The sequence below is a fragment of the Micromonospora reichwaldensis genome (assembly GCF_031845925.1).
Classification (GTDB): Bacteria; Actinomycetota; Actinomycetes; order Mycobacteriales; family Micromonosporaceae; genus Micromonospora; species Micromonospora reichwaldensis.
Map to the genome: position 1 here is coordinate 52,349 of NZ_JAVRFL010000038.1, position 24,255 is coordinate 76,603.

6 protein-coding genes and 1 pseudogene are annotated in these 24,255 nt (G+C 75.2%); 5 read left to right on the top strand and 2 right to left on the bottom strand.

Translation table 11 applies throughout. The features are described from left to right. Nucleotides 1-5 precede the first annotated feature (5 nt). The 5 genes and pseudogenes from RM555_RS25625 (at nucleotide 6) to RM555_RS25645 (ending at nucleotide 22,666) form a co-directional block, all read left to right on the top strand. Nucleotides 6-10,856: a type I polyketide synthase gene (locus tag RM555_RS25625; protein WP_311414148.1), complete on the top strand. Its 10,851-nt coding sequence runs from the start codon at nucleotides 6-8 to the stop codon at nucleotides 10,854-10,856. Nucleotides 10,857-10,922: 66 nt separating this feature from the next. Continuing rightward, nucleotides 10,923-20,135: pseudogene (locus tag RM555_RS25630) on the top strand (type I polyketide synthase); the annotation flags it as partial. Between the two features lie 59 nt (nucleotides 20,136-20,194). Next, complete coding sequence (locus RM555_RS25635) at nucleotides 20,195-21,391, top strand: alpha-hydroxy acid oxidase (RefSeq protein ID WP_311414150.1); 1,197 nt, start codon at nucleotides 20,195-20,197, stop codon at nucleotides 21,389-21,391. 81 nt (nucleotides 21,392-21,472) lie between these two features. Beyond that, entirely contained in the window at nucleotides 21,473-22,348 is an 876-nt protein-coding gene (locus RM555_RS25640) for an FG-GAP repeat domain-containing protein (protein ID WP_311414151.1), read from the top strand. 72 nt (nucleotides 22,349-22,420) lie between these two features. Further along, nucleotides 22,421-22,666: a ferredoxin gene (locus tag RM555_RS25645; RefSeq protein WP_311414152.1), complete on the top strand. Its 246-nt coding sequence runs from the start codon at nucleotides 22,421-22,423 to the stop codon at nucleotides 22,664-22,666. A 99-nt stretch (nucleotides 22,667-22,765) separates the two neighbouring features. On the opposite strand, the gene RM555_RS25650 is transcribed toward RM555_RS25645, so the two are convergent. Then, complete coding sequence (locus tag RM555_RS25650; RefSeq protein WP_311414153.1) at nucleotides 22,766-23,977, bottom strand: cytochrome P450 family protein; 1,212 nt, start codon at nucleotides 23,975-23,977, stop codon at nucleotides 22,766-22,768. 149 nt (nucleotides 23,978-24,126) lie between these two features. Continuing rightward, nucleotides 24,127-24,255: BTAD domain-containing putative transcriptional regulator (locus RM555_RS31080; RefSeq protein WP_396888843.1), on the bottom strand; the 129-nt coding region annotated here is incomplete at its 5' end.

The window sequence follows — 24,255 nt, forward strand, 5'->3', positions numbered from 1 at the left end:
CCGTAGTGGCCAACGAGGACAAGCTCCGGGACTACCTGAAGCGGGTCACGGTCGACCTGCAGAAGACCCGGCAGCGCCTGCACGAGGTGGAGGCGTCCGCGCACGAGCCGGTCGCGATCGTCGGCATGGCCTGCCGCTACCCCGGCGGCGTGACGAGTCCCGAGGACCTGTGGCGGCTGGTGGAGTCCGGGACCGACGCCACCGGCGCGTTCCCGACCGACCGCGGCTGGGACCTGGAGTCGCTGTACGACCCCCAGTCGCAGCGGGAGGGCACCTCGTACACCTCGCGCGGCGGTTTCCTGTACGACGCGGCGGACTTCGATCCGACGTTCTTCGGCATCAGCCCCCGCGAGGCGGTCGGCCTGGACCCCCAGCAGCGGCTGCTGCTGGAGGTCGCGTGGGAGACGCTGGAGCGGGCCGGCATCGACCCCACCTCGCTCGCCGGCAGCCCGACCGGCGTGTTCACCGGCCTGATGTACCACGACTACGCGGGCAGCAACAGCTCCGGCAGCGTGGTCTCCGGCCGGGTCGCCTACACCCTGGGGCTGGAGGGGCCGGCGGTCACCGTCGACACCGCCTGCTCGTCGTCGCTCGTCGCGCTGCACCTGGCGATCCAGGCGCTGCGCCGGGGCGACTGCACCCTCGCGCTCGTCGGCGGCGTCTCGGTCATGGCGACGCCGCTGACGTTCGTCGAGTTCTCCCGCCAGCGTGGCCTGTCGCCGGACGGGCGGTGCCGCTCGTACTCGGCGGACGCCGACGGCACCGGGTTCGCCGAGGGCGCCGGCGTGCTGCTGGTGGAGCGGCTGTCGGACGCGCTCGAGCACGGCCACCGCGTCCTGGCGGTCGTGCGGGGCTCCGCGGTCAACCAGGACGGCGCGTCGAACGGGCTGACCGCGCCCAACGGGCCGTCGCAGCAGCGGGTCATCGAGGCCGCGCTGGTCGACGCGGGCCTGTCGACGCGCCAGGTCGACGTGGTCGAGGGGCACGGCACCGGCACGACCCTGGGCGACCCGATCGAGGCGCAGGCGCTGCTCGCCACGTACGGCCAGGACCGGGAGGACCCGCTCTGGCTCGGCTCGGTGAAGTCGAACATCGGCCACACCCAGGCCGCGGCCGGGGTGGCCGGGGTCATCAAGATGGTGGAGGCGATCCGGCGTGGCGTCCTGCCCGCGACGCTGCACGCCGAGCAGCCGTCGGACCAGGTGGACTGGACGGCCGGCAACGTACGGCTGCTGACCGCCGCCACCGAGTGGCCGCAGACCGGGCAGCCGCGCCGGGCGGCGGTCTCGTCGTTCGGGTTCAGCGGCACGAACGCCCACGTGATCGTGGAGCAGGCGCCGGACGCCGTCGCCGCGCCCGAGCCGGCCGCCGCGCCGGTGACGTCGCTGCTGCTCACCGCCCGCGACGCCAACGCGCTGCGGGACCAGGCACGGCGGCTCTCCGCCGTGGTGTCGCAGGTGGAGCCGGCCGAGCTGGGTTACGCCCTGGCCACCACGCGGTCCCGCTTCGCGCACCGGGCCGCGGTGCTCGGCGGCACCGCCGAGGAACTGGCCGCCGGCCTGGGCGCCCTGGCCCGCGACGAGCAGGCCGCCAACCTGGTCCGCGGCCGGGTGGCCGACGGCGGGGTCGCGATGCTCTTCTCCGGGCAGGGCGCACAGCGGCTGGGCATGGGCCGCGGGCTGTACGCGGCGTACCCCGAGTTCGCGGCGGCGTTCGACGAGGTGTGCGCCGCCCTGGACCCGCACCTGGACGGGCCGCTGCGCGACGTCCTCGACACCGAGGACCTGCACCTGACCGGCTGGACCCAGCCCGCCCTGTTCGCCGTCGAGGTGGCCCTGTACCGGCTCGTCCGGTCGTGGGGCGTCACCCCCTCGGTCCTGGCCGGGCACTCGATCGGCGAGCTGGCCGCCGCGCACGTCGCGGGGGTGTTCACGCTCGCCGACGCGGCCCGCCTGGTCGCCGCCCGGGGCCGGCTGATGCAGGCGCTGCCGGCCGGCGGGGCGATGCTCGCCGTGCAGGCCACCGAGGACGAGGTCGCGCCGATGCTCGGCGCGGACGCCGACATCGCCGCCGTCAACGGCCCGGACTCGGTGGTCGTCTCCGGCACGGAGGAGGCGGTGGCGGCGGTGGCCGAGCGGTTCGCCGACCGCCGCACCCGGCGGCTGACCGTGTCGCACGCCTTCCACTCGCCGCTGATGGACCCGATGCTCGCGCAGTTCCGGGCGGTGGCCGAGACGGTCTCGTACGCGCCGCCGAGCATCCCGCTGGTCTCCACGGTCACCGGCGCGCCCGCGGGCGACGAGCTGGCGACGCCCGACTACTGGGTCGGGCAGGTCCGCGCGACCGTGCGTTTCGCGGACGCGGTACGCGCCGCCGCCGCGACCGGCGCCACGACGTTCCTCGAACTGGGCCCGGACTCGGTGCTCGCCACCATGGCGGCGGACTGCCTGGACGGCGACGTGCTGGCCGCGCCGGTGCTGCGCCGGGACCGCGACGAGCCGAGTGCCCTGGTGGAGGCGCTGGCGCGGTTGGAGACCCGGGGCGTCACGCTGGACCCGGAGGCGTTCTACCACCGGTCCGGACGGTCCTGGGTGGACCTGCCGACGTACCCCTTCCAGCACGAGCGTTTCTGGCAGGCCAGCGTGGACCCGGCCGGCTCCGGCCAGGCCGGCGACGACGACGGCCTGTGGGCGGCGGTGGACAGCGGTGACCTCGACACGGTGGTCACCACGCTCGACGTGGACCCGCAGGCGCCCCTGGCGTCGGTGCTGCCCGCGCTCTCCGCGTGGCGCAGGGGACGGCAGGAGCGCTCCGCGCTGGACCGCTGGCGCTACCAGGCCCGCTGGGAGCGCCGCCCCGGCGGCACCCCGGCGGCGCTGACCGGCACCTGGCTGCTGGTGGTCGCCGACCCGGCGGCGCCGGGCGACGCGGGTGCAGCGGTCGCCGACGCGCTCAGCGCGCACGGCGCCACGGTCGTCACCACCGGCCCGGCGGACCTGGCCGGCCACCTCGACGCGGATCCGGCCGGCGTGGTCTCCCTCCTCGCGCTCGACGAGGCGTTCCTGCCCGGCCACCCCGGCGTCCCGGCGGGCGCCGCCGCCACCCTCGACCTGATCCGCGCGCTCGCCGGGCGGGGCGCCAGGCTGTGGTGCCTCACCCGTGGGGCCGTCGCCACCTCCCCGGCCGACCCGGTGACCGGCGTGGCGCAGTCGCAGGTGTGGGGCCTCGGCCGGGTCGCCGCGCTGGAGCTGCCCGACACCTGGGGCGGCCTGGTCGACCTGCCCGCCGAGCTGGACGGGCGCGCCGCCGCCGCGCTGGCCGGCGTGCTCGCCGGCATCGGGGAGGACCAGGTCGCGGTGCGCCCGGACGGGGTGTTCGTCCGCAGGCTGCACCGCGCGCCGGTGACCGGCGCCCCGCGCTGGCGCGGCGCGTCCGGCACCGTGCTGATCACCGGCGGCACCGGCACCCTCGGCATCGAGGCCGCCCGCCTGTACGCGCGTCACGGCGCCGAGCGGCTCGTGCTGCTCAGCCGGCGCGGCACCGCCCCCGCCGAGGCGCTCGACGAGCTGCGCGGACTGGGCGCGCAGGTCGACGTCGTCGCCTGCGACGTGGCCGACCGGGCCGCCCTGGCGGCGGTCGTCGACGGCTACCCCGACGTACGCGCCGTGGTGCACGTGGCGGGGCTGGCGCAGCTCACCGGCATCGTGGACATGGACCTCGCCGAGTACGCCGACGTCGTCTCCGCCAAGGTCGCCGGCGCCACCCACCTCGACGCGATCTTCGCGGATCGCGACCTCGACGAGTTCGTGCTCTTCTCCTCCGTGGCCGGCGTCTGGGGCAGCGGTGGCCAGGCCGCCTACGCCGCCGGCAACGCGCACCTGTGCGCCCTCGCCGAGGCGCGGCGCGCCCGGGGGCAGGTCGCCACCGCCCTCGCCTGGGGCCCGTGGGCCGAGAGCACCCTGGTGGACGACGACATCTCGGCCTCGCTGCGCAAGCGGGGCCTGGCGCCGATGGCACCGGAGCGGGCCGTCGCCGCCATGCGTACGGCCCTGGCGGCCGGGGACACGGACGTCGTGCTCGCCGACGTGGACTGGGCCACCTTCGTGCCGTCGTTCGCCGCGCTGCGGCCGAGCCGGCTCTTCGACACCATCCCCGAGGCCGTGGTCGACGAGGAGCCGGCCGAGACGGCCACCTCGTCGGACTTCGCCCGCCGGCTCGCCGACCTGCCCGAGGCGGACCGCCTCGACCACGTCGTCGGGCTGGTCCGCACCCAGGTCGCGCTCACGCTCGGCTACGCGGGCCCGGAGGCGGTCGAGCCGGCCTCCGCGTTCAAGGAACTGGGCTTCGACTCGGTCACCGCCGTCGAGTTCCGCAACCGGATGGTCGAGGCCACCGGCGTACGGCTCTCCGCGGCCGTCGCCTTCGACTACCCGACCCCGGTCGCGCTGGCCGAGCACCTGCTGGAGACCGGCCGCGCCGAGGTGGTCGTCGGCACCGTCGCCGCCGACGAGCCGATCGCCATCGTCGGCATGAGCTGCCGCTTCCCCGGGGGCGTCAGCTCGCCCGAGGAGCTGTGGACGATGCTGCGCGAGGGGCGCGACGGCATCGGCCCGTTCCCCACAGACCGCGGCTGGGACCTCGACGGCCTGTTCCACCCCGACCCGGAGCACTCCGGGACCAGCTACGTCCGTGAGGGCGGCTTCCTCGCCGACCTGCCGGGCTTCGACGCGGCCTTCTTCGGCATCAGCCCCCGCGAGGCGGAGGCCATGGACCCGCAGCAGCGGCTGGTGCTGGAGGCGTCCTGGGCGGCCTTCGAGGACGCCGGCATCGACCCGACCGGGCTGCGGGGCAGCGCGACCGGCGTGTACGTCGGCGCCAACAACGTCGACTACGCCCGGATCACCGGCGCGGCCGGGGCGAGCGCGGAAGGCTTCATGGCCACCGGCAACGCCGCGAGCATCCTCTCCGGTCGCCTCTCGTACGTGCTGGGGCTGGAGGGCCCGGCCGTGACCGTGGACACCGCCTGCTCGTCGTCGCTGGTGGCGATGCACCTGGCGGTGCGGGCGCTGCGCTCGGGCGAGTGCGCGATGGCGGTCGCGGGCGGCGTCACCGCCATGTCGACGCCGGGCGCGTTCCTGGAGTTCAGCCGGATGCGCGGGCTCGCCCCGGACGGGCGCTGCAAGGCGTTCGCGGCCGGCGCGGACGGCACCAACTGGGGCGAGGGCATCGGCATGGTCGTCCTCGAACGGCTCTCCGACGCGCTGGCGGCGGGCCACGAGGTGCTGGCCGTGCTGCGCGGGACCGCCGTCAACCAGGACGGCGCGTCCAACGGGCTGACCGCGCCCAACGGGCCCTCGCAGCAGCGGGTCATCCGGCAGGCGCTCGCCGACGCGGGGCTCTCCACCGCTGACGTGGACGTGGTGGAGGCGCACGGCACGGGCACCACGCTGGGCGACCCCATCGAGGTCGACGCGCTCTTCGCCACGTACGGCCGGGACCGCGCCGCCGAGCGCCCGCTCTGGCTGGGCTCGGTGAAGTCGAACATCGGGCACACCCAGGCCGCCGCCGGCGTCGCCGGGGTGATCAAGATCGTGCTCGCGCTGCGGCACGGCGAACTGCCCCGGACCCTGCACGTGGCCGAGCCGACGGCCCACGTCGACTGGTCGGGCGGGGTGCGCCTGCTCGCCGAACCGCAGCCGTGGGGCCGCAACGGGCACCCGCGTCGCGGCGGCGTCTCGTCGTTCGGGTTCAGCGGCACCAACGCCCACCTCGTCATCGAGGAGGCACCGGAGGCGCCCGAGGCCGAGCGGACGCCCGACGACGGGCCGGTCGCGCTCGTGCTCTCCGCCCGCTCCGACGGGGCGCTGCGCCGGCAGGCCGCTGACCTCGAGCCGCTCCTGGCCGAGGTGGCGCCCCGCGACCTGGCGTACTCGCTGTCGCTGCGGGCCACCCACCAACGCCGCGCGGTCGTGGTGGGCGGCGCCGACGAGCTGCGCGCCGGCCTCGCCGCGCTCGCCGCGGGGGAGCCCGCGCCGAACCTGGCCACCGGGGTCGTCGCCGGCACGCCGGGGAAGGTGGCGTTCTCCTTCCCCGGGCAGGGCTCGCAGTGGATCGGCATGGCCGTGGAGCTGCTCGACACCGCCCCGGTCTTCGCCGCCCGGATGGCCGAGTGCGAGGCCGCGCTGGCGCCGCACGTCGACTGGTCCCTGGAGGCCGTCCTGCGGCAGGGGGAGGAGCTGGACCGGGTGGACGTCGTCCAGCCCGTCCTGTTCGCCGTCATGGTGTCGCTGGCCGAGCTGTGGCGCTCCCACGGGGTCGAGCCCGCCGCCGTGGTGGGGCACTCCCAGGGCGAGATCGCCGCCGCCTGCGTGGCGGGCGCGCTCTCCGTGGCGGACGCGGCCAGGGTCGTCGCCCTGCGCAGCCGCGCGCTGCTGCGCCTGTCCGGCAAGGGCGGCATGGTCTCCGTGCCGCTGCCGGTGGCCGAGGTGCGCGACCGGCTGGAGCGCTTCGCCGGGCGGGTGACCGTGGCGACCGTCAACGGGCCGCGCTCGACGGTGGCGGCCGGCGAGCTGGACGCCCTCGACGAGCTGCTGGCCGAGTGCCAGCGCGACGGCGTGCGCGCCAAGCCGATCGACGTGGACTACGCGTCGCACTCGGCGTACGTGGAGGAGCTGCACGAGGAGCTGCGCGACGTCCTGGCCGGGCTGGAGCCCCGCCGGCCCGAGGTGCCGCTCTACTCGACCGTGGACGACCGCTGGCTGGACGACGTCGCGATGGACGCCGAGTACTGGTACCGCAACCTGCGGCAGACCGTCTGGTACGAGCCCGCCGTCCGGGCCCTGCTCGACGCGGGCGTCACCACGATCGTCGAGGTCAGCCCGCACCCCGTGCTCACCATCGGCGTGCAGGACGTCATCGACGACGCGGCGGCCACCGCCACCGTGGTCGGCTCGCTGCGCCGCGACGAGGGGGGACTGGCGCGCTTCCTGCTCTCCCTGGGCGAGGCGCACGTGCACGGCGTGCACCCCACGTGGGGGGTCGAGGGCGCGCGCCGCGTCCGGCTGCCCGGCTACCCGTTCCAGCACGAGCGGTACTGGCCGGCCGTCGGCACGGCCACCGCCGACGCGGCCGGACTGGGGCTCGCCGCCACCGAGCACCCGCTGCTCGGCGCCGCGGTCGCGCTGGCCGACACCGACGGCCTGCTGTTCACCGGCCGCATCTCGGTGGCCGCGCACCCGTGGCTGGCCGACCACCGGGTCGGCGGGCAGGTGTTCGTGCCCGGGACCGCGCTCGTGGATCTCGCGGTCCGCGCCGGCGACGAGGTCGACTGCGGCCGGGTCGAGGAGCTGACCCTGACCGCACCCCTGGTGCTGCCCGAGAAGGGCGGGGTCCAGGTGCAGCTGCGCGTCGGCGCGCCCGACGGGAACGGGCAGCGGCAGCTGACCGTCCACTCCCGGCCGGACGGGGTCGCCACCGACGCGGCGCCGTGGGTGCGCAACGGCGTCGGCCTGCTCGCCCCCGGGGAACCGGCGGGCGGCTTCGACACCGCGTGGCCGCCGGCGGCCGAGCCGGTCGAGTCCGACGAGCTGTACGCCACCCTGGCCGCGGCCGGTCTCACGTACGGCCCGACGTTCCAGGGCGTACGCCGGGTGTGGCGGCAGGGCGAGGAGATCTTCGCCGAGGTGGCCCTGCCGGCGGAGGCCGCCCGGACGGCGGCCGGGTACGGCCTGCACCCGGCGCTGCTCGACGCCGCGCTGCACCCGCTCGCGCTCGTCACCAGCGGCACCGGGGCGCTGCTGCCGTTCGAGTGGAGCGGCGTCTCCGTGCACGCCGTCGGCGCGACGGAGCTGCGCGTCCGGCTGCGTCCGCGCGGCCGGAACACGGTCGCGGTGACCGTCGCCGATCAGAGCAACAGCGTGGTCGCCGAGGTCGAGTCGCTGGTGCTGCGGGAGGCCAGCGCCCCCGCGCGGCCGAGCACGCACCACGACGCCCTGTTCCGCCTGGAGTGGACCCCGGTCACCGCGCCGGCGACCGCGCCGGACGCCCGCTGGGCGGCCCTCGGCGGGTGCACCCTGCCGCAGGACGCCGGCCTCGTCACCGACGCGTACCCGGACCTGGCGGCCCTGCGGGCCCGGGTGGCCGACGGCGCGCCGACGCCCGCCCTGGTCGTGCTGCCCTGCGCGGCCGGCGCGGCCGACGACCCCGCCGGGGCGGCCCACCGCGTCGTCCACGACACCCTCGCGGTGCTGCGCGAGTGGCTCGCCGACGAGCGGTTCGCCGACGCCCGGCTGGTCGTCGTCACCCGGGACGCGGTGAGCGTGCGGGAGGCGGCCCCCGACCTGCCCAGCTCGCCGGTGTGGGGCCTGCTCCGGTCGGCCCAGAGCGAGCACCCGGACCGCTTCGTCCTGCTCGACGTCGACGACCGCGAGCCGCACCGGGCACTCGCGGCGGCGGTCGCGACCGACGAGCCGCAGCTCGCGATCCGCGACGGCGTCGCCCTGGCCCCGCGGCTCGCCCGCGCGGCCAGCAGTCCCGCGCTGACGGCGCCCACGGCCGACCGCTGGCGGCTGGACGTCACCGAACGCGGCACGCTGGACAACCTGGCGCTGCTGCCGGAGGCGGAGGAGCCGCGCCCGCTGGGGGCGGGCCAGGTGCGCATCGCGATGCGGGCGGCCGGCCTGAACTTCCGGGACGTGCTGATCGCCCTCGACATGTACCCCGGCGGCGGCGTGATGGGCGGCGAGGGGGCGGGCGTGGTCGTCGAGACCGCGCCGGACGTGACCGCCGTCGCGGTCGGCGACCGGGTCATGGGCCTGTTCTACGGCGCCTTCGGCACCGAGGTGGTCACCGACGCGCGGATGGTCGTGCCGGTGCCGTCGGGCTGGTCGTTCGCCACGGCGGCGTCGACGCCGATCGCGTTCTGCACCGCCTACTACGCGCTGGTCGACCTGGCCCAGGTCAAGCCGGGGGAGCGGGTGCTGGTGCACGCCGCGGCCGGTGGCGTCGGCATGGCGGCGGTCCGCCTCGCCCGGCACCTCGGCGCGGAGGTGTACGGCACCGCCAGCACCGGCAAGTGGGACGCGCTGCGGGAGATGGGGCTGCCGGACACGCACATCGGCAACTCCCGCACCCTGGAGTTCGAGGAGCGCTTCGGCGCGGCCGGCATCGACGTGGTGATCGACTCGCTGGCGAAGGAGTTCGTCGACGCCTCGCTGCGCCTGCTCGGCGCGGGCGGCCGGTTCGTCGAGATGGGCAAGACCGACGTGCGGGACCCGGACCGGGTCGCCGCCGACCACCCGGGCGTCGCCTACCAGGCGTTCGACCTGCTCGCCATCGACCCGGACCGGGTCGGCGCGATCCTGCGCGACGTGGTCGCCCTGTTCGGGACGGGCGACCTCACGCCGCTGCCGGTGCGGCCGTACGACATCCGGCGCGCCCCGGAGGCGTTCCGGTTCATGTCCAAGGCCCGGCACGTCGGCAAGCTCGTGCTCACCGCGCCGCCCCGGCGGGACCCCGACGGCACGGTGCTCGTCACGGGCGGCACCGGCACCCTCGGCGGTCTGCTGGCACGGCACCTGGTGACCCGGCGCGGGGTGCGGCACCTCCTGCTGACCAGCCGCCGTGGCCCGGACGCCCCCGGGGCCGCCGAGCTGGTGGCCGAGCTGACCTCGTACGGCGCGGAGGTCACCGTCGCGGCGTGCGACGCGGCGGACCGCGCGGCGCTGGCCGAGACCCTGGCCCGGGTGCCCGCCGCGCACCCGCTGACCGCCGTGGTGCACACGGCGGGCGTCCTCGACGACGGCCTGGTCGCCGCGCTGACCCCGGAGCAGGTCGACGCGGTGCTGCGGCCCAAGGTCGACGCGGCGGTCAACCTGCACGAGCTGACCCTGGACGCCGAGCTGGCCGAGTTCGTCGTGTTCTCCGCGGCGGCCGGCACGATGGGCGGCCCGGGGCAGGGCAACTACGCGGCGGCGAACACCTTCCTGGACGCGCTCGTGGCGCGGCGCCGGGCGGCCGGGCTGCCGGCCCGTTCGCTGGCCTGGGGCCTGTGGAGCGAGGCGAGCGGGATGACCGCGCACCTCGACGCCAACGACCGCGCCCGGATGGCCCGCGTCGGCCTGCTGGAGCTGTCGGTGGAGCAGGGCATGGCGCTGTACGACGCGGCGGAGCTGGTCGACGAGCCGCTGCTGGTGCCGATGCCGGTGGACCCGGCGGCGCTGCGCGAGCTGGGCCGGGCGGGCCTGCTGCCCGCGCTGCTGCGTGGCCTGGTGCGGGGCCCGTCCCGACGGTCGGTGGAGCAGGCGACGCAGTCGCCCGGCGCCCTGCGCGACCACCTGGCGAGCCAGAGCGGCCCGCAGCGGCGGCACACCGCGCTGGAGTTCGTCAAGGCGCAGGCTGCCGCCGTGCTCGGGCACGCTGGCGCGAGCGCCGTGGACCCCGACCGGCCGTTCACCGAGCTGGGCTTCGACTCGCTCACCGCGGTCGAGTTCCGCAACCGGCTGAAGGCGGCCACCGGCCTGAAGCTCTCCGCCACCATGGTGTTCGACCACCCGACCGCCGCGGCGCTCACCGACCACCTGCTGGCCGGGCTGGCCCCCGCCGAGGTGGACCCGGCCGCGGGGCTGTTGGCCGAGCTGGACCGGCTGGAACGCTCGTTCGCCCAGGCCGGTGCGGCGGGTCTGGAGGACGCGGTCAAGGCACGGATTACCGAACGGTTGCACGCGGTGATGTCGAATTGGCGTGGCAGGTCCGACGTGGACGCCGAACCCGACGGACCGGACGTGGGCCTGGTGCTGAAGACCGCCTCCGCCGACGAGCTGTTGCGGTTCATCGACGACGAACTCGGCGCCGCCTGAACCGGACGCGCTGAGGAGGGCTTACTGATGGCGAACGAAGAGCAGCTTGTCGAGTACCTCCGGCGCGTGACGGCCGACCTGCACGAGACGCGGCGGAAGCTGCGTACCGCGACGGAGCGGGAGCCGATCGCCATTGTCGGCATCGGCTGCCGCTTCCCCGGCGGTGTGCGTTCCGCCGACGACCTGTGGGAGCTGGTGTCGTCCGGCGGCGACGGCATCACCGACTTCCCCACCAACCGGGGCTGGGACCTGGACGACCTGTTCGACCCGGACAGCGGCTCCGGCACCAGCTACGTGCGGCGGGGCGGGTTCATCCCGGACGCCACCGACTTCGACGCGGGCTTCTTCGGCATCAGCCCGCGCGAGGCGCTCGCCATGGACCCGCAGCAGCGGCTGATGCTGGAGACGTCGTGGGAGGCGTTCGAGCACGCCGGGATCGACCCGCACTCGCTGCGGGGCAGCCGGACCGGCGTGTTCGTCGGCGCGAACAGCGTCGAGTACCTGAACGCCATGCAGCGCGACGTGGACGCGCTGATCGGCTACACGATGACCGGGGTCGCGGGCAGCGTCGTGTCCGGCCGGGTGTCGTACGTGCTGGGGCTGGAGGGCCCGGCCGTCACCGTGGACACGGCCTGCTCGTCGTCGCTGGTGGCGGTGCACGTGGCCGCGCACGCGCTGCGCAGCGGCGACTGCGACCTCGCGCTGGCCGGCGGCACCTGCGTCATCTCCACGCCCGGCACGTTCATCGAGTTCTCCAGCCAGAAGGGGCTCGCCCCGGACGCCAGGGTCAAGGCGTTCGCCTCGGCGGCGGACGGCACCGCGTTCGGCGAGGGCGTCGGCGTACTCGTGCTGGAGAAGCTGTCGGACGCGCGCCGCAACGGGCACCGCGTCCTGGCGGTGGTACGCGGCTCGGCCGTCAACCAGGACGGCGCGTCGAACGGCCTCACCGCGCCGAACGGGCCGTCGCAGCAGCGGGTCATCCGGGCGGCGCTGGCGAACGCCGGGCTCACCACGGCCGACGTGGACGCGGTGGAGGCGCACGGCACGGGCACCACGCTGGGCGACCCGATCGAGGCCCAGTCGCTCATCGCCACCTACGGCCAGGAACGTGATCGGCCGCTCTGGCTCGGCTCGGTGAAGTCGAACTTCGGGCACACCCAGGCCGCCGCCGGCGTCGCGGGCGTGATCAAGATGGTCATGGCGCTGCGGCACGAGGAGCTGCCCCGCACCCTGCACGTCGACAAGCCGTCGCACCACGTGGACTGGGCCGACGGCGCCGTCCAACTGCTCAGCGAGCCGGTGCGGTGGCCACGGGGCGAGAACCTGCGGCGCGCGGGCGTCTCGTCGTTCGGCATCTCGGGCACCAACGCCCACGTGCTGATCGAGGAGCCACCGGCCGCCGAGGCTCCGCAGAGCGCCCCGCCGGCCGAGGGCCCCGCCACGTGGGTGCTGTCGGCCCGGACCGAGGCGGCGCTGCGCGACCAGGCGGTCCGGCTGCGCGACCGCCTGACCGACGACCTCGGCACGCACGACGTCGCGTACGCGCTCGCCAGCACCCGCGCCCGCCTCCCGCACCGCGCCGTCCTCGTCGGGGACCGGGACGAGCTGTCCGCCGCGCTCGACGCGCTCGCCGACGGCGGTGCGGCCCGCAACCTCGTCACCGGGCTCGCCGACGCCGGCGAGCGCACCGCGTTCCTCTTCCCCGGCCAGGGCTCGCAGTGGCTGGGCATGGCCGCCGAGCTGCTCGACACCGCACCCGTCTTCGCCGAGCGGATGGCGGAGTGCGCCGTCGCCGTCGACCGGCACACCGACTGGTCGCTGCTCGACGTGCTGCGCGGCGTCCCGGGCGCCGCCTCCCTGGACCGGGTCGACGTCGTCCAGCCGGCGCTGTTCGCCATGATGGTCTCGCTGGCGGCGCTGTGGCGCTCCCACGGGATCGAGCCCGCCGCCGTCGTCGGGCACTCCCAGGGCGAGATCGCCGCCGCCTGCGTGGCCGGCGCGCTCACCCTGGACGACGCCGCCCTGGTGGTGACCCGGCGCAGCCAGCTGATCGCCGTGGACCTTGCCGGGCGGGGCGGCATGGTGTCCGTGTCGGAGCCGGTCGCGAAGGTCGCCCGGCGCCTGCGGCCCGGGCTGTCGGTCGCCGCCGTGAACGGGCCGTCCACCGTGGTCGTCTCCGGCGCGCCCGAGGCGCTCGACGAGCTGCTCGCCGAGTGCGAGCGCGACGAGGTCCGCGCGCGGCGCATCGACGTCGACTACGCCTCGCACTCCGCGCACGTCGAGTCGATGCGCGACGAGCTGCTCCGGGTCCTCGCCCCCGTGCGGCCCCGCACCGGCGACGTGCCGCTCTACTCGACCGTCACCGGTGAGCTGCTCGACACCGCCGAGCTGGTCGCCGAGTACTGGTACCGCAACCTGCGGCAGACCGTCGAGTTCGAGCAGACCGTACGCGGCGTCATCGCCGACGGCATCGACTCCTTCGTCGAGGTCAGCTCGCACCCGGTGCTCGTACCCGCCGTGCAGGACCTGCTCGACGAGGCGGGCGGCGGCTCGGTCGTCGGCACGCTGCGCCGCGACGAGGGCGGCCTGCGCCGGTTCCTGCTGTCGCTGGGGCAGGCGCACACCCGGGGCGTGCAGCCGGACTGGGCCACGCTGGTCACCGCCCCGGCCCGACCGGTGGCCCTGCCCACGTACGCCTTCCAGCGCCGCACCTACTGGCCCAGCGGGGCGGGCGGCCCGGTCGACGCCACCGGCCTCGGCCTCGGCTCCACCGGCCACCCGCTGCTCGGCGCGACCGTGTCGCTGGCCGGCGCGGACGGGGTGCTGCTCACCGGCCGGCTGTCGACCTCGGCGCACCCGTGGCTCGCCGACCACCGGGTGGCGGGCCGGATCCTCCTGCCCGGCACGGCCTTCGTCGAGCTGGCGGTCCGCGCCGGCGACGAGGTGGGCGCCACCGTGGTCGAGGAGCTGACGCTCGAAGCGCCCCTGGTGGTGCCGGAGCGGGGCGCGGTGCAGGTCCAGCTCCGCGTCGGCGAGCCCGGCCCGGACGGCGCCCGGCGGCTGACCGTCCACTCGCGGCCCGACGGCGACGGCCCGTGGACCCGGCACGCCACCGGCACCCTGGGCACCGGGAACTCCGGCGCCGCCGACCGCGCGGCGGCCCCGGCGGGCGTCTGGCCGCCGGAGGGCGCCGAGGCCCTGGACACCGCCGAGCTGTACGACCGGTTCGCGGCGCTCGACGTGACGTACGGCCCCGCCTTCGGCGGCCTGGGGTCGGTGTGGCGGCGGGGCGACGAGCTGTTCGCCGAGGTCACCGCCCCCGAGGCGGCGAAGGTGACGGGCTTCGGCCTGCACCCCGCGATGCTCGACGCGGCGCTGCACCCGCTCGGCCTGGGCGTGTTCACCTCCGACGACGGCGAGGGCGGGCCCTGGCTGCCGTTCGCCTGGCACGGGGTCACCCTGCACGCCACCGGTGCCGCCCGGCTGCGGGTCACCATCCGGTCGGCGGGCCCGAACGCCGTCGCGGTGACCGTCGCCGACCACGCCGGCGCGCCGGTCGCCACGATCGACGCGCTGGCCGTGCGCCGGCTGCCGGCGAGCGCGCTCGCCGACCTGACCAACCCGCGCCACCAGGCGATGCACGTGCTCGACTGGGTGCCAGTCCCGGTGGCCGACGGCGCGGCCACGGTCGCGGTCGTGGGCGGCGAGCTGCCCGGCGCCACCACGTACGACAGCCTCGCCGCGATCGGCGAGGTCCCCGACTTCGTGGTCCTCCCGGTCACGGCCGACGGCGACGACCTGGTCGGGGCCACCTACCGGGCGGTGGAGCACGCCCTCGCCGCCGTCCAGGAGTGGCTGGCCGAGGACCGGTTCGCCGCCGCCCGCCTGGTCGTGCTGACCGAGGGGGCCACCGACGCGACCCGGCCGGCGCTCGCCGCCGTGTGGGGCCTGCTGCGCTCGGCCGCGTCCGAGAACCCCGGCCGGATCGTGCTCGTCGACGTGGCGGGCGGGCAGTGGGCGCCGAACCTCGTGCCGGCGCTGCGCTCGGGCGAGCCGCAGCTCGCGCTGCGCGGCACCGAGGTCCTCGCACCCCGCCTCGCGAAGGCGTCCGGGCAGCCGGGCACGCCGCCGGAGATCACCGGCACGGTCCTCGTCACGGGGGCGTCGGGCACGCTCGGCCGCCTCGTCGCCCGGCACCTCGTCGCGCGGCACGGCGTCCGTCGCCTCGTGCTCGCGGGCCGTCGCGGCATGACCGAGGAGTTGCGGACGCTGCACGACGAGCTGACCGCCCAGGGCGTGCACGTGACGGTCGCCGCCTGCGACGCCGCCGACCGCGAGGCGCTGGCCGCGCTCGTCGCGGAGCACCCGCCCACGGCGGTCGTGCACACGGCCGGCGTCCTGGACGACGGGATGATCCCGTCGCTCACGCCGGAGCGGGTCGCGACCGCGCTGCGCCCCAAGGTCGACGCGCTCGTCAACCTGCACGAGCTGGCCGGCGACGTGAGCGCCTTCGTCGTCTTCTCCTCCGCGGCGGGCGTCCTCGGCGGCCCCGGCCAGGGTAACTACGCGGCGGCCAACGCCTTCGTCGACGCGTTCGCCGCGTACCGGCGCGCCCGGGGCCTGCCCGCGGTGTCGCTGGCGTGGGGCATGTGGGCGCAGCGCACCGGCCTCACCGGCGCGCTCGACGACGCCGACCTCGCCCGGATGCGGCGCTCCGGCGTGCGGCCCCTCTCCACCGAGGACGGGCTCGCGCTCCTCGACGAGGCGCTTGGCGCGCCCGAGGCCGCCCTCGTGCCGATCCACCTGGACCTCGCCGCCCTGCGGGAGCAGGCGACCGGCGGCGTGCTGCCCCCGGTGCTGCGCGGCCTGGTCCGCACCCCGGCGCGACGCCAGGTCTCCGCCGACGCCGCGGCGGCCTCCGACCTGGTCGCGGCCCTCGCCGGTCGCGGCCCGGCCGAGCGCCGCAAGGAGCTGGTCGACATCGTCCGTACGCAGGTCGCGGTCGTGCTCGGGCACGGCGGCGCCGAGGCGGTGGGCGCGACGAAGGCGTTCAAGGAGCTGGGCTTCGACTCGCTCACCGCCGTCGAGTTCCGCAACCGCCTCAACGCGGTCGTCGGCCTGCGGCTGCCCGTCACGCTGGTCTTCGACTACCCGAACCCCACCGCGCTGGCCGAGCACCTGGACGCGGAACTCTTCGCCGGCGGGTCGGCCGCAGCCGTGGTCGTGGCCGCCACCGACGGCACCGACGACCCCATCGCGATCGTCGGCATGGGCTGCCGGTTCCCCGGCGGCGCCACCTCCCCGGAGAAGCTGTGGGACCTGGTCGCGGGGGGCGTCGACGCGGTGGCCGGCTTCCCGACCGACCGGGGCTGGGACATCGACAACCTCGTCGACCCGGACCCGGACAAGCCCGGCCGCACCTACTGCGGGGAGGGCGCCTTCCTGTACGACGCGGCCTGGTTCGACGCCGAGTTCTTCGGCATCTCCCGCCGCGAGGCCCTGGCCATGGACCCGCAGCAGCGGCTGTTCCTGGAGACCTCGTGGGAGGCCGTCGAGCGCGCCGGCATCGATCCCACCACCCTGCGCGGCAGCCGCACCGGCGTGTTCGCCGGCCTGATGTACCACGACTACACCGCGCACCTTCAGCACCTGCCTCCCGAGCTCGACGGCTTCATCGGCACCGGCGTCGCCGGCGGCGTGGTCTCCGGCCGGGTGTCGTACGCGCTGGGGCTGGAGGGGCCGGCGGTCACCGTCGACACCGCGTGCTCGTCGTCGCTGGTCACCCTGCACCTGGCCGCCCAGTCGCTGCGCCGGGGCGAGTGCACGCTCGCCCTGGCCGGTGGCGTGACCGTGCTCGCGACGCCCAACGCGTTCATCGACTTCAGCCGCCAGCGGGCCCTCGCGCCGGACGGCCGGTGCAAGTCCTTCGCGGCCGGCGCCGACGGCACCGGCTGGGGTGAGGGCGTCGGGGTGCTGGTGCTCGAACGGCTCTCCGACGCGCGCCGCAACGGCCACCCGGTGCTCGCCGTCGTACGCAGCACCGCCGTCAACCAGGACGGCGCGAGCAACGGCATGACCGCGCCGAACGGGCCGTCCCAGCAGCGCCTGGTCAACCAGGCGCTCGCCGACGCGGGGCTGCGACCGGCCGACGTGGACGCCGTCGAGGCGCACGGCACCGGCACCACCCTGGGCGACCCGATCGAGGCCCGGTCGCTCATCGCGACGTACGGCCGCGACCGGGGCGAGCACCCGCTCTGGGTCGGCTCGATCAAGTCGAACATCGGGCACACCCAGGCCGCCGCCGGCGTCGCCGGAGTGATCAAGATGGTGGAGGCGATCCGGCACGGCCTGCTGCCGCCGACGCTGCACGTCGACGCGCCGTCGCCGCACGTGGACTGGGCGGACGGGGCCGTCCAGCTGCTGACCGCGGCGGTGCCCTGGCCGGAGACGGGACGCCCGCGCCGCGCCGGCGTCTCCTCGTTCGGCATCTCCGGCACCAACGCGCACGCGATCATCGAGCAGGCGCCCGAGCCCGTGGTGGTGGACTCGACGGCCGAGGTGCCGGTGGTGCCCCTGGTGGTGTCCGGCCGGGACCAGGCCGCGCTGCGGGACCAGGCGGCCCGGCTCGCCGCACACCTCACCGACGCGGCGTCCGCCGTGGACGCCGGCTTCTCGCTCGCCACCACCCGTACCGCCCTGCGGCACCGGGCGGTCGTGCTCGGCCGGGACCTGGCCGAGCTGCGCGCCGGACTGGCCGCGCTGGCCCGTGGCGAGAACGCCCCCGGAGTGGTCGGCGGGGTCGCCGACACCGCCGGGGCGAACGCCGTGCTCTTCACCGGGCAGGGGTCGCAGCGGGTGGGTATGGCGGGGGAGCTGATGGGCTTCCCGGTGTTCGCGGCGGCGTTCGACGAGGTGTGTGCGGAGCTGGACGGGCATCTTGAGCGGCCGTTGCGGGAGGTGTGGGGTTCCGAGGAGGTGCATCAGACGGGGTGGGCGCAGCCGGCGTTGTTCGCGGTGGAGGTGGCGCTGTTCCGGTTGTTCGAGTCGTGGGGGGTGCGGCCGGACTTCGTGGCGGGGCACTCGATCGGTGAGTTGGCGGCGGCACACGTGGCGGGGGTCCTCACCCTGCCGGACGCCGCCCGGCTGGTGGCCGCCCGCGGCCGGCTGATGCAGGCGCTGCCGACCGGCGGCGCGATGGTGGCCGTACGCGCCGCCGAGGACGAGGTCGTTCCGTTGCTCTCCGACGCCGTGGCGATCGCCGCCGTCAACGGGCCGGAGTCGGTGGTGCTCTCCGGCGAGGAGGCCGCCACCCTGGCGGTCGCCGAAAAGCTGGCCGCCAGCGGCCGCAAGACCAAGCGGCTCACCGTGTCGCACGCGTTCCACTCGCCGCTGATGGAGCCCATGCTCGACGAGTTCCGCGCGGTGGCCGGGTCCGTCACCCACCACCCGCCGACGATCCCGGTGCTCTCCACGGTCACCGGTGAGCCCGCCGAGCTGACCCCCGAGTACTGGGTGCGTCAGGTGCGGGCGACGGTCCGGTTCGCCGCGGCCGTCGAGGCGCTGGCGGCACGCGGCGTACGCACCTTCCTCGAACTGGGCCCGGACGCGGTGCTCACCGCGCTCGGCCGGGAGTGCGTGGCCGACGGCGAGTTCGTGCCCGCGCAGCGCGCCGACCGGGACGGGCCGCAGGTGGCGACCGAGGCGCTCGCCCGCCTGCACAACCGCGGCGTACCCGTCGACTGGCCGGCCTTCTTCGCCGGCGCGCGCCCGGTCGCCCTGCCCACGTACGCCTTCCAGCGCACCCGCCTGTGGCCGGACCCGCCCGCCGCCGCCGCGCCCGGCGACGACTTCTGGGCCGCGGTCGAGCGCGACGACCTGGGCGCGCTGCTGGGCCTGGACGACACCGCCACCCTGAAGGACGTGGCGGTGGCGCTGTCGTCGTGGCGACGCGGTCCCGCGCCCGGCTACCAGCTGCGGTGGTCCCCGGTCACGGAGCTGCCGGTGCCCGCGCTGCGGGGCGTGTGGCTGGTGCCGACGGACGCCGACCGGATCGCCGAGGCGATGGCCCGGCACGGCGCCGACGTGCGCGTGTACCGCGACGGCACGGCGGACGAACTGCTCGACCTGGTGCCCGAACACCTGGCCGCGGGGGTGCTGACGACGTCCGCCGGCCCCACCCCCGCCGGGCTGCTGCGTGCCCTCGACGAGTCCCGCGTGGAGGCTCCCGTGTGGTGCCTGACCCGGGGCGCGGCCGCGGTCACCCCCACCGAGCGGATCACCGACCTGGACGGGGCGGCGGCGTACGGCTTCGGCCGGTCCACCGCCCTCGCCACGCCCCGGGCCTGGGGCGGGGTCGTCGACCTGCCGGAGACGCTCGACGACCGGACCCTGACCGCCCTGTGCCGGGTGCTCACCCGGGGGGCCGGCGAGGACCAGGTGGCGCTGCGCTCGGCGGGCGTCTTCGCCCGCCGGCTCGTCGCGGCCCCCGCGCCGACCGGTGAGCCGTGGCGGCCGACGGGCCCGGTCGCACTGCACGGCGGGCCGCTGGCGGACCGGATCGCCGCCCTGCTGGAGGCGGCGGGCGCGACGGTCACCACGGGGGCCGCCGACACGATGGTCGTCACCAGCGACGCCGACGACCCGGTCGCGACCGCCCTCGCCGCCAGCGCCGAGCGGCTCGTGCTCGTGCACACGGCCGACGAGATGTTCGGTGTCGCCGGCGCCGCCGGAACGGCGGCCGTGTTCGACGCGATCGCCCAGCAGCGCGACGGGGCGGTGTCGATCGCGGTCGGTCCGGACGTCACCGCCGAGCAGTTCGGCGCGGCGGTGGGCGCGGGCACGGCCGGCCGGGTCGCCGCCGCCGTGGACTGGCCCTCGTTCGTACCCGACTACACCCGGTACCGGCCGAGCCCGCTGCTGCGGGACCTGCCGGACGCGATGCGCCACGTCACCGAGGCCGCCGAGGACACGCTCGACGCCGACAGCCCCGACGCGTTGCGCCGGCTGCTCGACGGCGCCGACGAGGCCCAGACCCGCGCGGTGCTGTCCCACGTGGTACGGGCCCAGACCGCGTACACGCTCGGTCTGCCGTCGGCCGCCACGGTCGACGAGAACCAGGAGTTCCTCGACATCGGTTTCTCCTCCCTCACCGCCGTGGAACTGCGGCGCCGGCTCGAGGCCCTCACCGGGCTGGAGCTGACCGCCGCGCTCGTCTACGACCACCCGACGCCTGCCGAGGTGGTCGAGGAACTGCTCGCCCAGCGGGCCCTCGTCGCGTAGCAGACCCCCCCACGACGAGGAGCGGACCTTCGCCACCCCCCTCTCGGAAGGAAGCCCCCATGAGCAAGTCCGCTCGGATGAGCACGCTGATCAAGCCGCCCAAGGTGGCGTGGAACCCGACGGAACGCCGGCTGCTGCGCGCGGCGGGCATCGCCGACCTGCGCGACGTGGCCCGCCGGGCGGTGCCCCGGATGGTGTTCGACTACTGCGACGGGGCGGCGGACAGCGAGCGCAGCCTCAGCCGCGCCCGGGAGACGTTCGCCAACATCGAGTTCCAGCCGTCGGTGCTGCGCGACGTGTCCCACCTGGACACCAGCCGGACGGTGCTCGGCAAGCGGCAGAAGCTGCCGTTCGCCCTGGCGCCGGTCGGTTTCAACCGGGTGATGCACGCCGAGGGCGAGCCGGCGGTCGCGTCGGTGGCGCAGCAGTTCGGCATCCCGTACTCGGTCTCCACCCTCGCGACCACGTCGCTGGCGGACGTCGCCGCCGCCGCGCCCGAGGGGCGGCACTGGTTCCAGCTGTACTTCGCCGAGGACCGGGCGATGGTCAAGGAACTGATCGCGCTCGCCGAGGAGGCGAAGTTCGACACCATCCTGCTGACGCTGGACACGCCGATCTCCGTGCCGCGCCGCCGCGACATCCGCAACGGCCTGACCATCCCGCCGTCGATGAGCGTCGGCACCATCGCCGAGGCGTTCCTGCACCCGGGCTGGTGGATGCGGCAGTGGCGGGCCGGCACCCCGTCCCCGCAGGTGCTCAAGGCCACCGGCGGGTCCGCGTCCGACATGATCAAGCGGGTGTTCAACCCGCGGCTGTCCATCGACGACGTCGAGTGGCTGCGCGGCGCCTGGTCGGGCAAGCTCGTCGCCAAGGGCGTGCAGAGCGTCGCCGACGCCAGGCGGGTCGCGGACGTCGGGGTCGACGGGGTCTGGCTGTCCACGCACGGCGGACGCAAGCTCGACCGGGCCCCGGTGCCCGTCGAGCTGCTGCCGCACGTCGTGGACGAGGTGGGCGACCGGGTCGAGGTGCTCGTCGACACCGGCATCACCTCGGGTGCCGACATCGTGGCGGCGATCGCCCTGGGCGCCACCGCCGCCGTGGTCGGCCGGGCCTACCAGTACGGCCTGATGGCCGGCGGCCGGCGCGGCGTCGTACGGGCCATGGAGATCCTGAGCCGGGAGATCGAGGTCACCATGAAGCTGCTCGGGGTCTCCTCGGTGGGCGAGCTGAACCGTTCGCACGTCAGGTTCCGCTGATTCCCGCCGTTTCTCGATCTCCGGTCGGAACGATCGGACTGTCGCATTTCGGGGCGTACGTGGAGGTTATTTGTGGCACGCATGAGCGGGAACGGTCACTGCCGTTCGTTCAACGGGGACGGGAGGATGGACATCATGGTCCGCGACGACGTCACGGGCGAACTGCTGGTCTTCCCGCACAGCGGCAGCTTCCGGGGTAGCGAGACCTTCGGCGAGCCGGAGCTGATCAGCACCGGCTTCCATCCGAACCGGCACCACGGGCTGGTCCGCCCCATCGACGTCAACGGCAACGGCTACGCCGACGTCATCGGCGTCAGCATGACGCACATGAACGAGACCCACGGGATCTTCCTCTATCCGAACCGGGGTGGGCTGAACGGTCTCGACACCCTCGGCGAGCCGATCCGCATCTCCGGTGCCCGCGACGACAAGAAGTGGGAGACCCTCGGCATCGCGGACCTGGACCTGGACGGCTGTGACGACATGTTCGGCCGCGAGCAGAATGCGGGCCACGTCGACGCGTTCTTCAACCAGCGCCAGGTCCGGCAGAACGAGACGTACGACCGCACCGCGCACCGCATGGTGACGGTCGACGTCGAGGACTTCCCGCTGGCGATGGCCGACTTCACCGGCACCGGCCGGGCCGACCTGCTGGTCCGCCGCGCCAACGGCGACCTCGACCTGTACGAGTTCGCGCACGACACCTCCGGCGAGGGTCCGTGGTGGCGTGGCGAGGGCCGGTGGTTCACGCTCGCCCACGGCTGGCAGGAGTACGAGATCATCACGGTGACCGACATCGACCTCGACGGCCGCCCGGACGTGCTGGGTCTGCGCCCCGACGGCACGCTCGTCGTCCACCTGCACCACGGCACGTTCGACCCGGACCGGCCGTTCGCGACGCTGTCCGCACCGGAGGTCGTCGCGACCGGCTGGCAGAAGTACTCGGTGGTGAGCTGACGTGGGCCGGCTCGCGCCGCCACGCGCGGCCCGGGGATCCGACACAGTGCACGCACGACGAGAGGAGCAGTGGTGAGCGTGAATGAGGCCGGCGACCAGGCCGGGTGGCGGCTGGTGGTGGAGTCGAAGCGCTGCATCAGCTCGGGTTTCTGCGTGGGCAGCGCGCCGGACCACTTCGCGATGGACCCCGTCTCCCGGCCGCTGGCCGACGTGGTGGCGCCGTCCGACCAGGTGATCGAGGCCGCCGAATTCTGCCCCGTGGAGGCCATCTCGGTGATCGACGCACAGGACGGGACGCCGATCGCCCCGAAGCGATGACGGCGGGGCCCGCCGGGTGCGACCACGCCCGGCGGGCCGACACGACGCGGTCCGCCCGTCACCTCGCGGGTGACCGGCGGACCGCGTCTTCCGTAGCGCTCAGACCGTGACCGGGAGGGAGATCAGTGCCGGCACCAGCGGCGTACGCCGGACCCGCAGCGACTCCCGGGGCGCGGCGAGCTTGATGTTCGGGAAACGGGTGAACAGCTCCCGGAGGGCGATGGTCGTCTCCATCCGGGCCAGCTCCGAACCCGAGCAGAAGTGCGGGCCGCCGCCGAACGCCACGTGCCCCTTGTCCTCGCGGTCGATGTCGAGCACCTGCGGATCGGGGAACCGCTTCGGGTCGTTGCCCGCCGCGGTCAGGTGCAGCAGCACCGTCTCGCCCTTGGCGATCTTCGTGCCGTCGATCTCCAGGTCCTCCGTGGCGAAGCGGCGGAAGCCGTGGTGCACGGAGCCGTTGCGGCGCAGCAGCTCCTCGACGGCCACGTCGAACAGGTCCGGGTCCTTGCGGAGCCGCTCCAGCGTCTCCGGGCTGTCGAGCAGCGCCAGCGCGCCCCGGCCGATCATGCCCGCGGTGGTGTCGTACCCGCCCAGCATCGTCAGCAGGGCCAGGGCCATCACCTGGTAGACGTTGAGTTCGGGCTCGCCGTCGGCGTTCTTGGCGTGGATCCAGTACGAGAAGAGGTCCTCGCCGGGCTCCTTCGTCTTCTCCTCGCGGACCATGTTCATGAAGTGCGACATCTTCGTGCGGACCATCGCGTTGGTCTCGTTGTCGCCGCTGAACACCAGGTCCGCCCAGTGCTTCAGGTCCTTGCGGTACTCCTCGCGGATGCCGAGCACGTCGCAGACGATCGTGATCGGCAGGATGGCCGCGTAGTCCTCGACCAGGTCGCCGCCGCCGGCCGCCTCGATCGCGTCCAGCCGGGCCTTGACCAGCTGGTGCACCCGGGGGCGGAACGTCTCCAGGTTGCGGGGCAGGAAGGTGAAGTTGATCATCTTCTTGAGCCGCGTGTGCTCCGGCGGGTCGAGGGTGACGATCGTCCCCGTCGCCTCGCCCTCCGGGAAGCGCTTGCTGGTGAAGTCCCCGTTGCTGTACTCGCGGGGCCGCGCGAGGCGCCTGTCGCGGAGCGCGGAGTAGACCTCGGCGTGACCGGTCACCAGCCACACGGGGCCGTGGTCGGGCAGGCAGGTGCGGTGCACGGCACCCTTTTCGTGCAGTGACGCGTAGACCTCGTACGCCGCGTACGGGCTAGCGAAGTAGTCGTCGTCCATCACCATCTGATGCCCGTGCGCCGGGCACTTGTTCGCCATGTCGTCCTCGCTGTGGTCTGAGCAGGAATCGCCGTCGGCCTCCGGTGCGCCAGGCGTCACGGACCGCGCGCCCCTGATGTTGCCCGCAGACGGTCCACCCTCGGGTAATCGGGGAGGCGATCGTGGCTGGTGCGGAGTGGATCGGTGGGTTAGTGGGTGAGTGCGGGGATTTGGATTTTGGCGTCGTGTTCGAGGATGCGTTGTTGGAGTTCTTGGAGGCTGCGGCCGGGTTCGAGGCCGAGGCCGTCGACGAGGGCTTCGCGGGTGCGTCGGTAGAC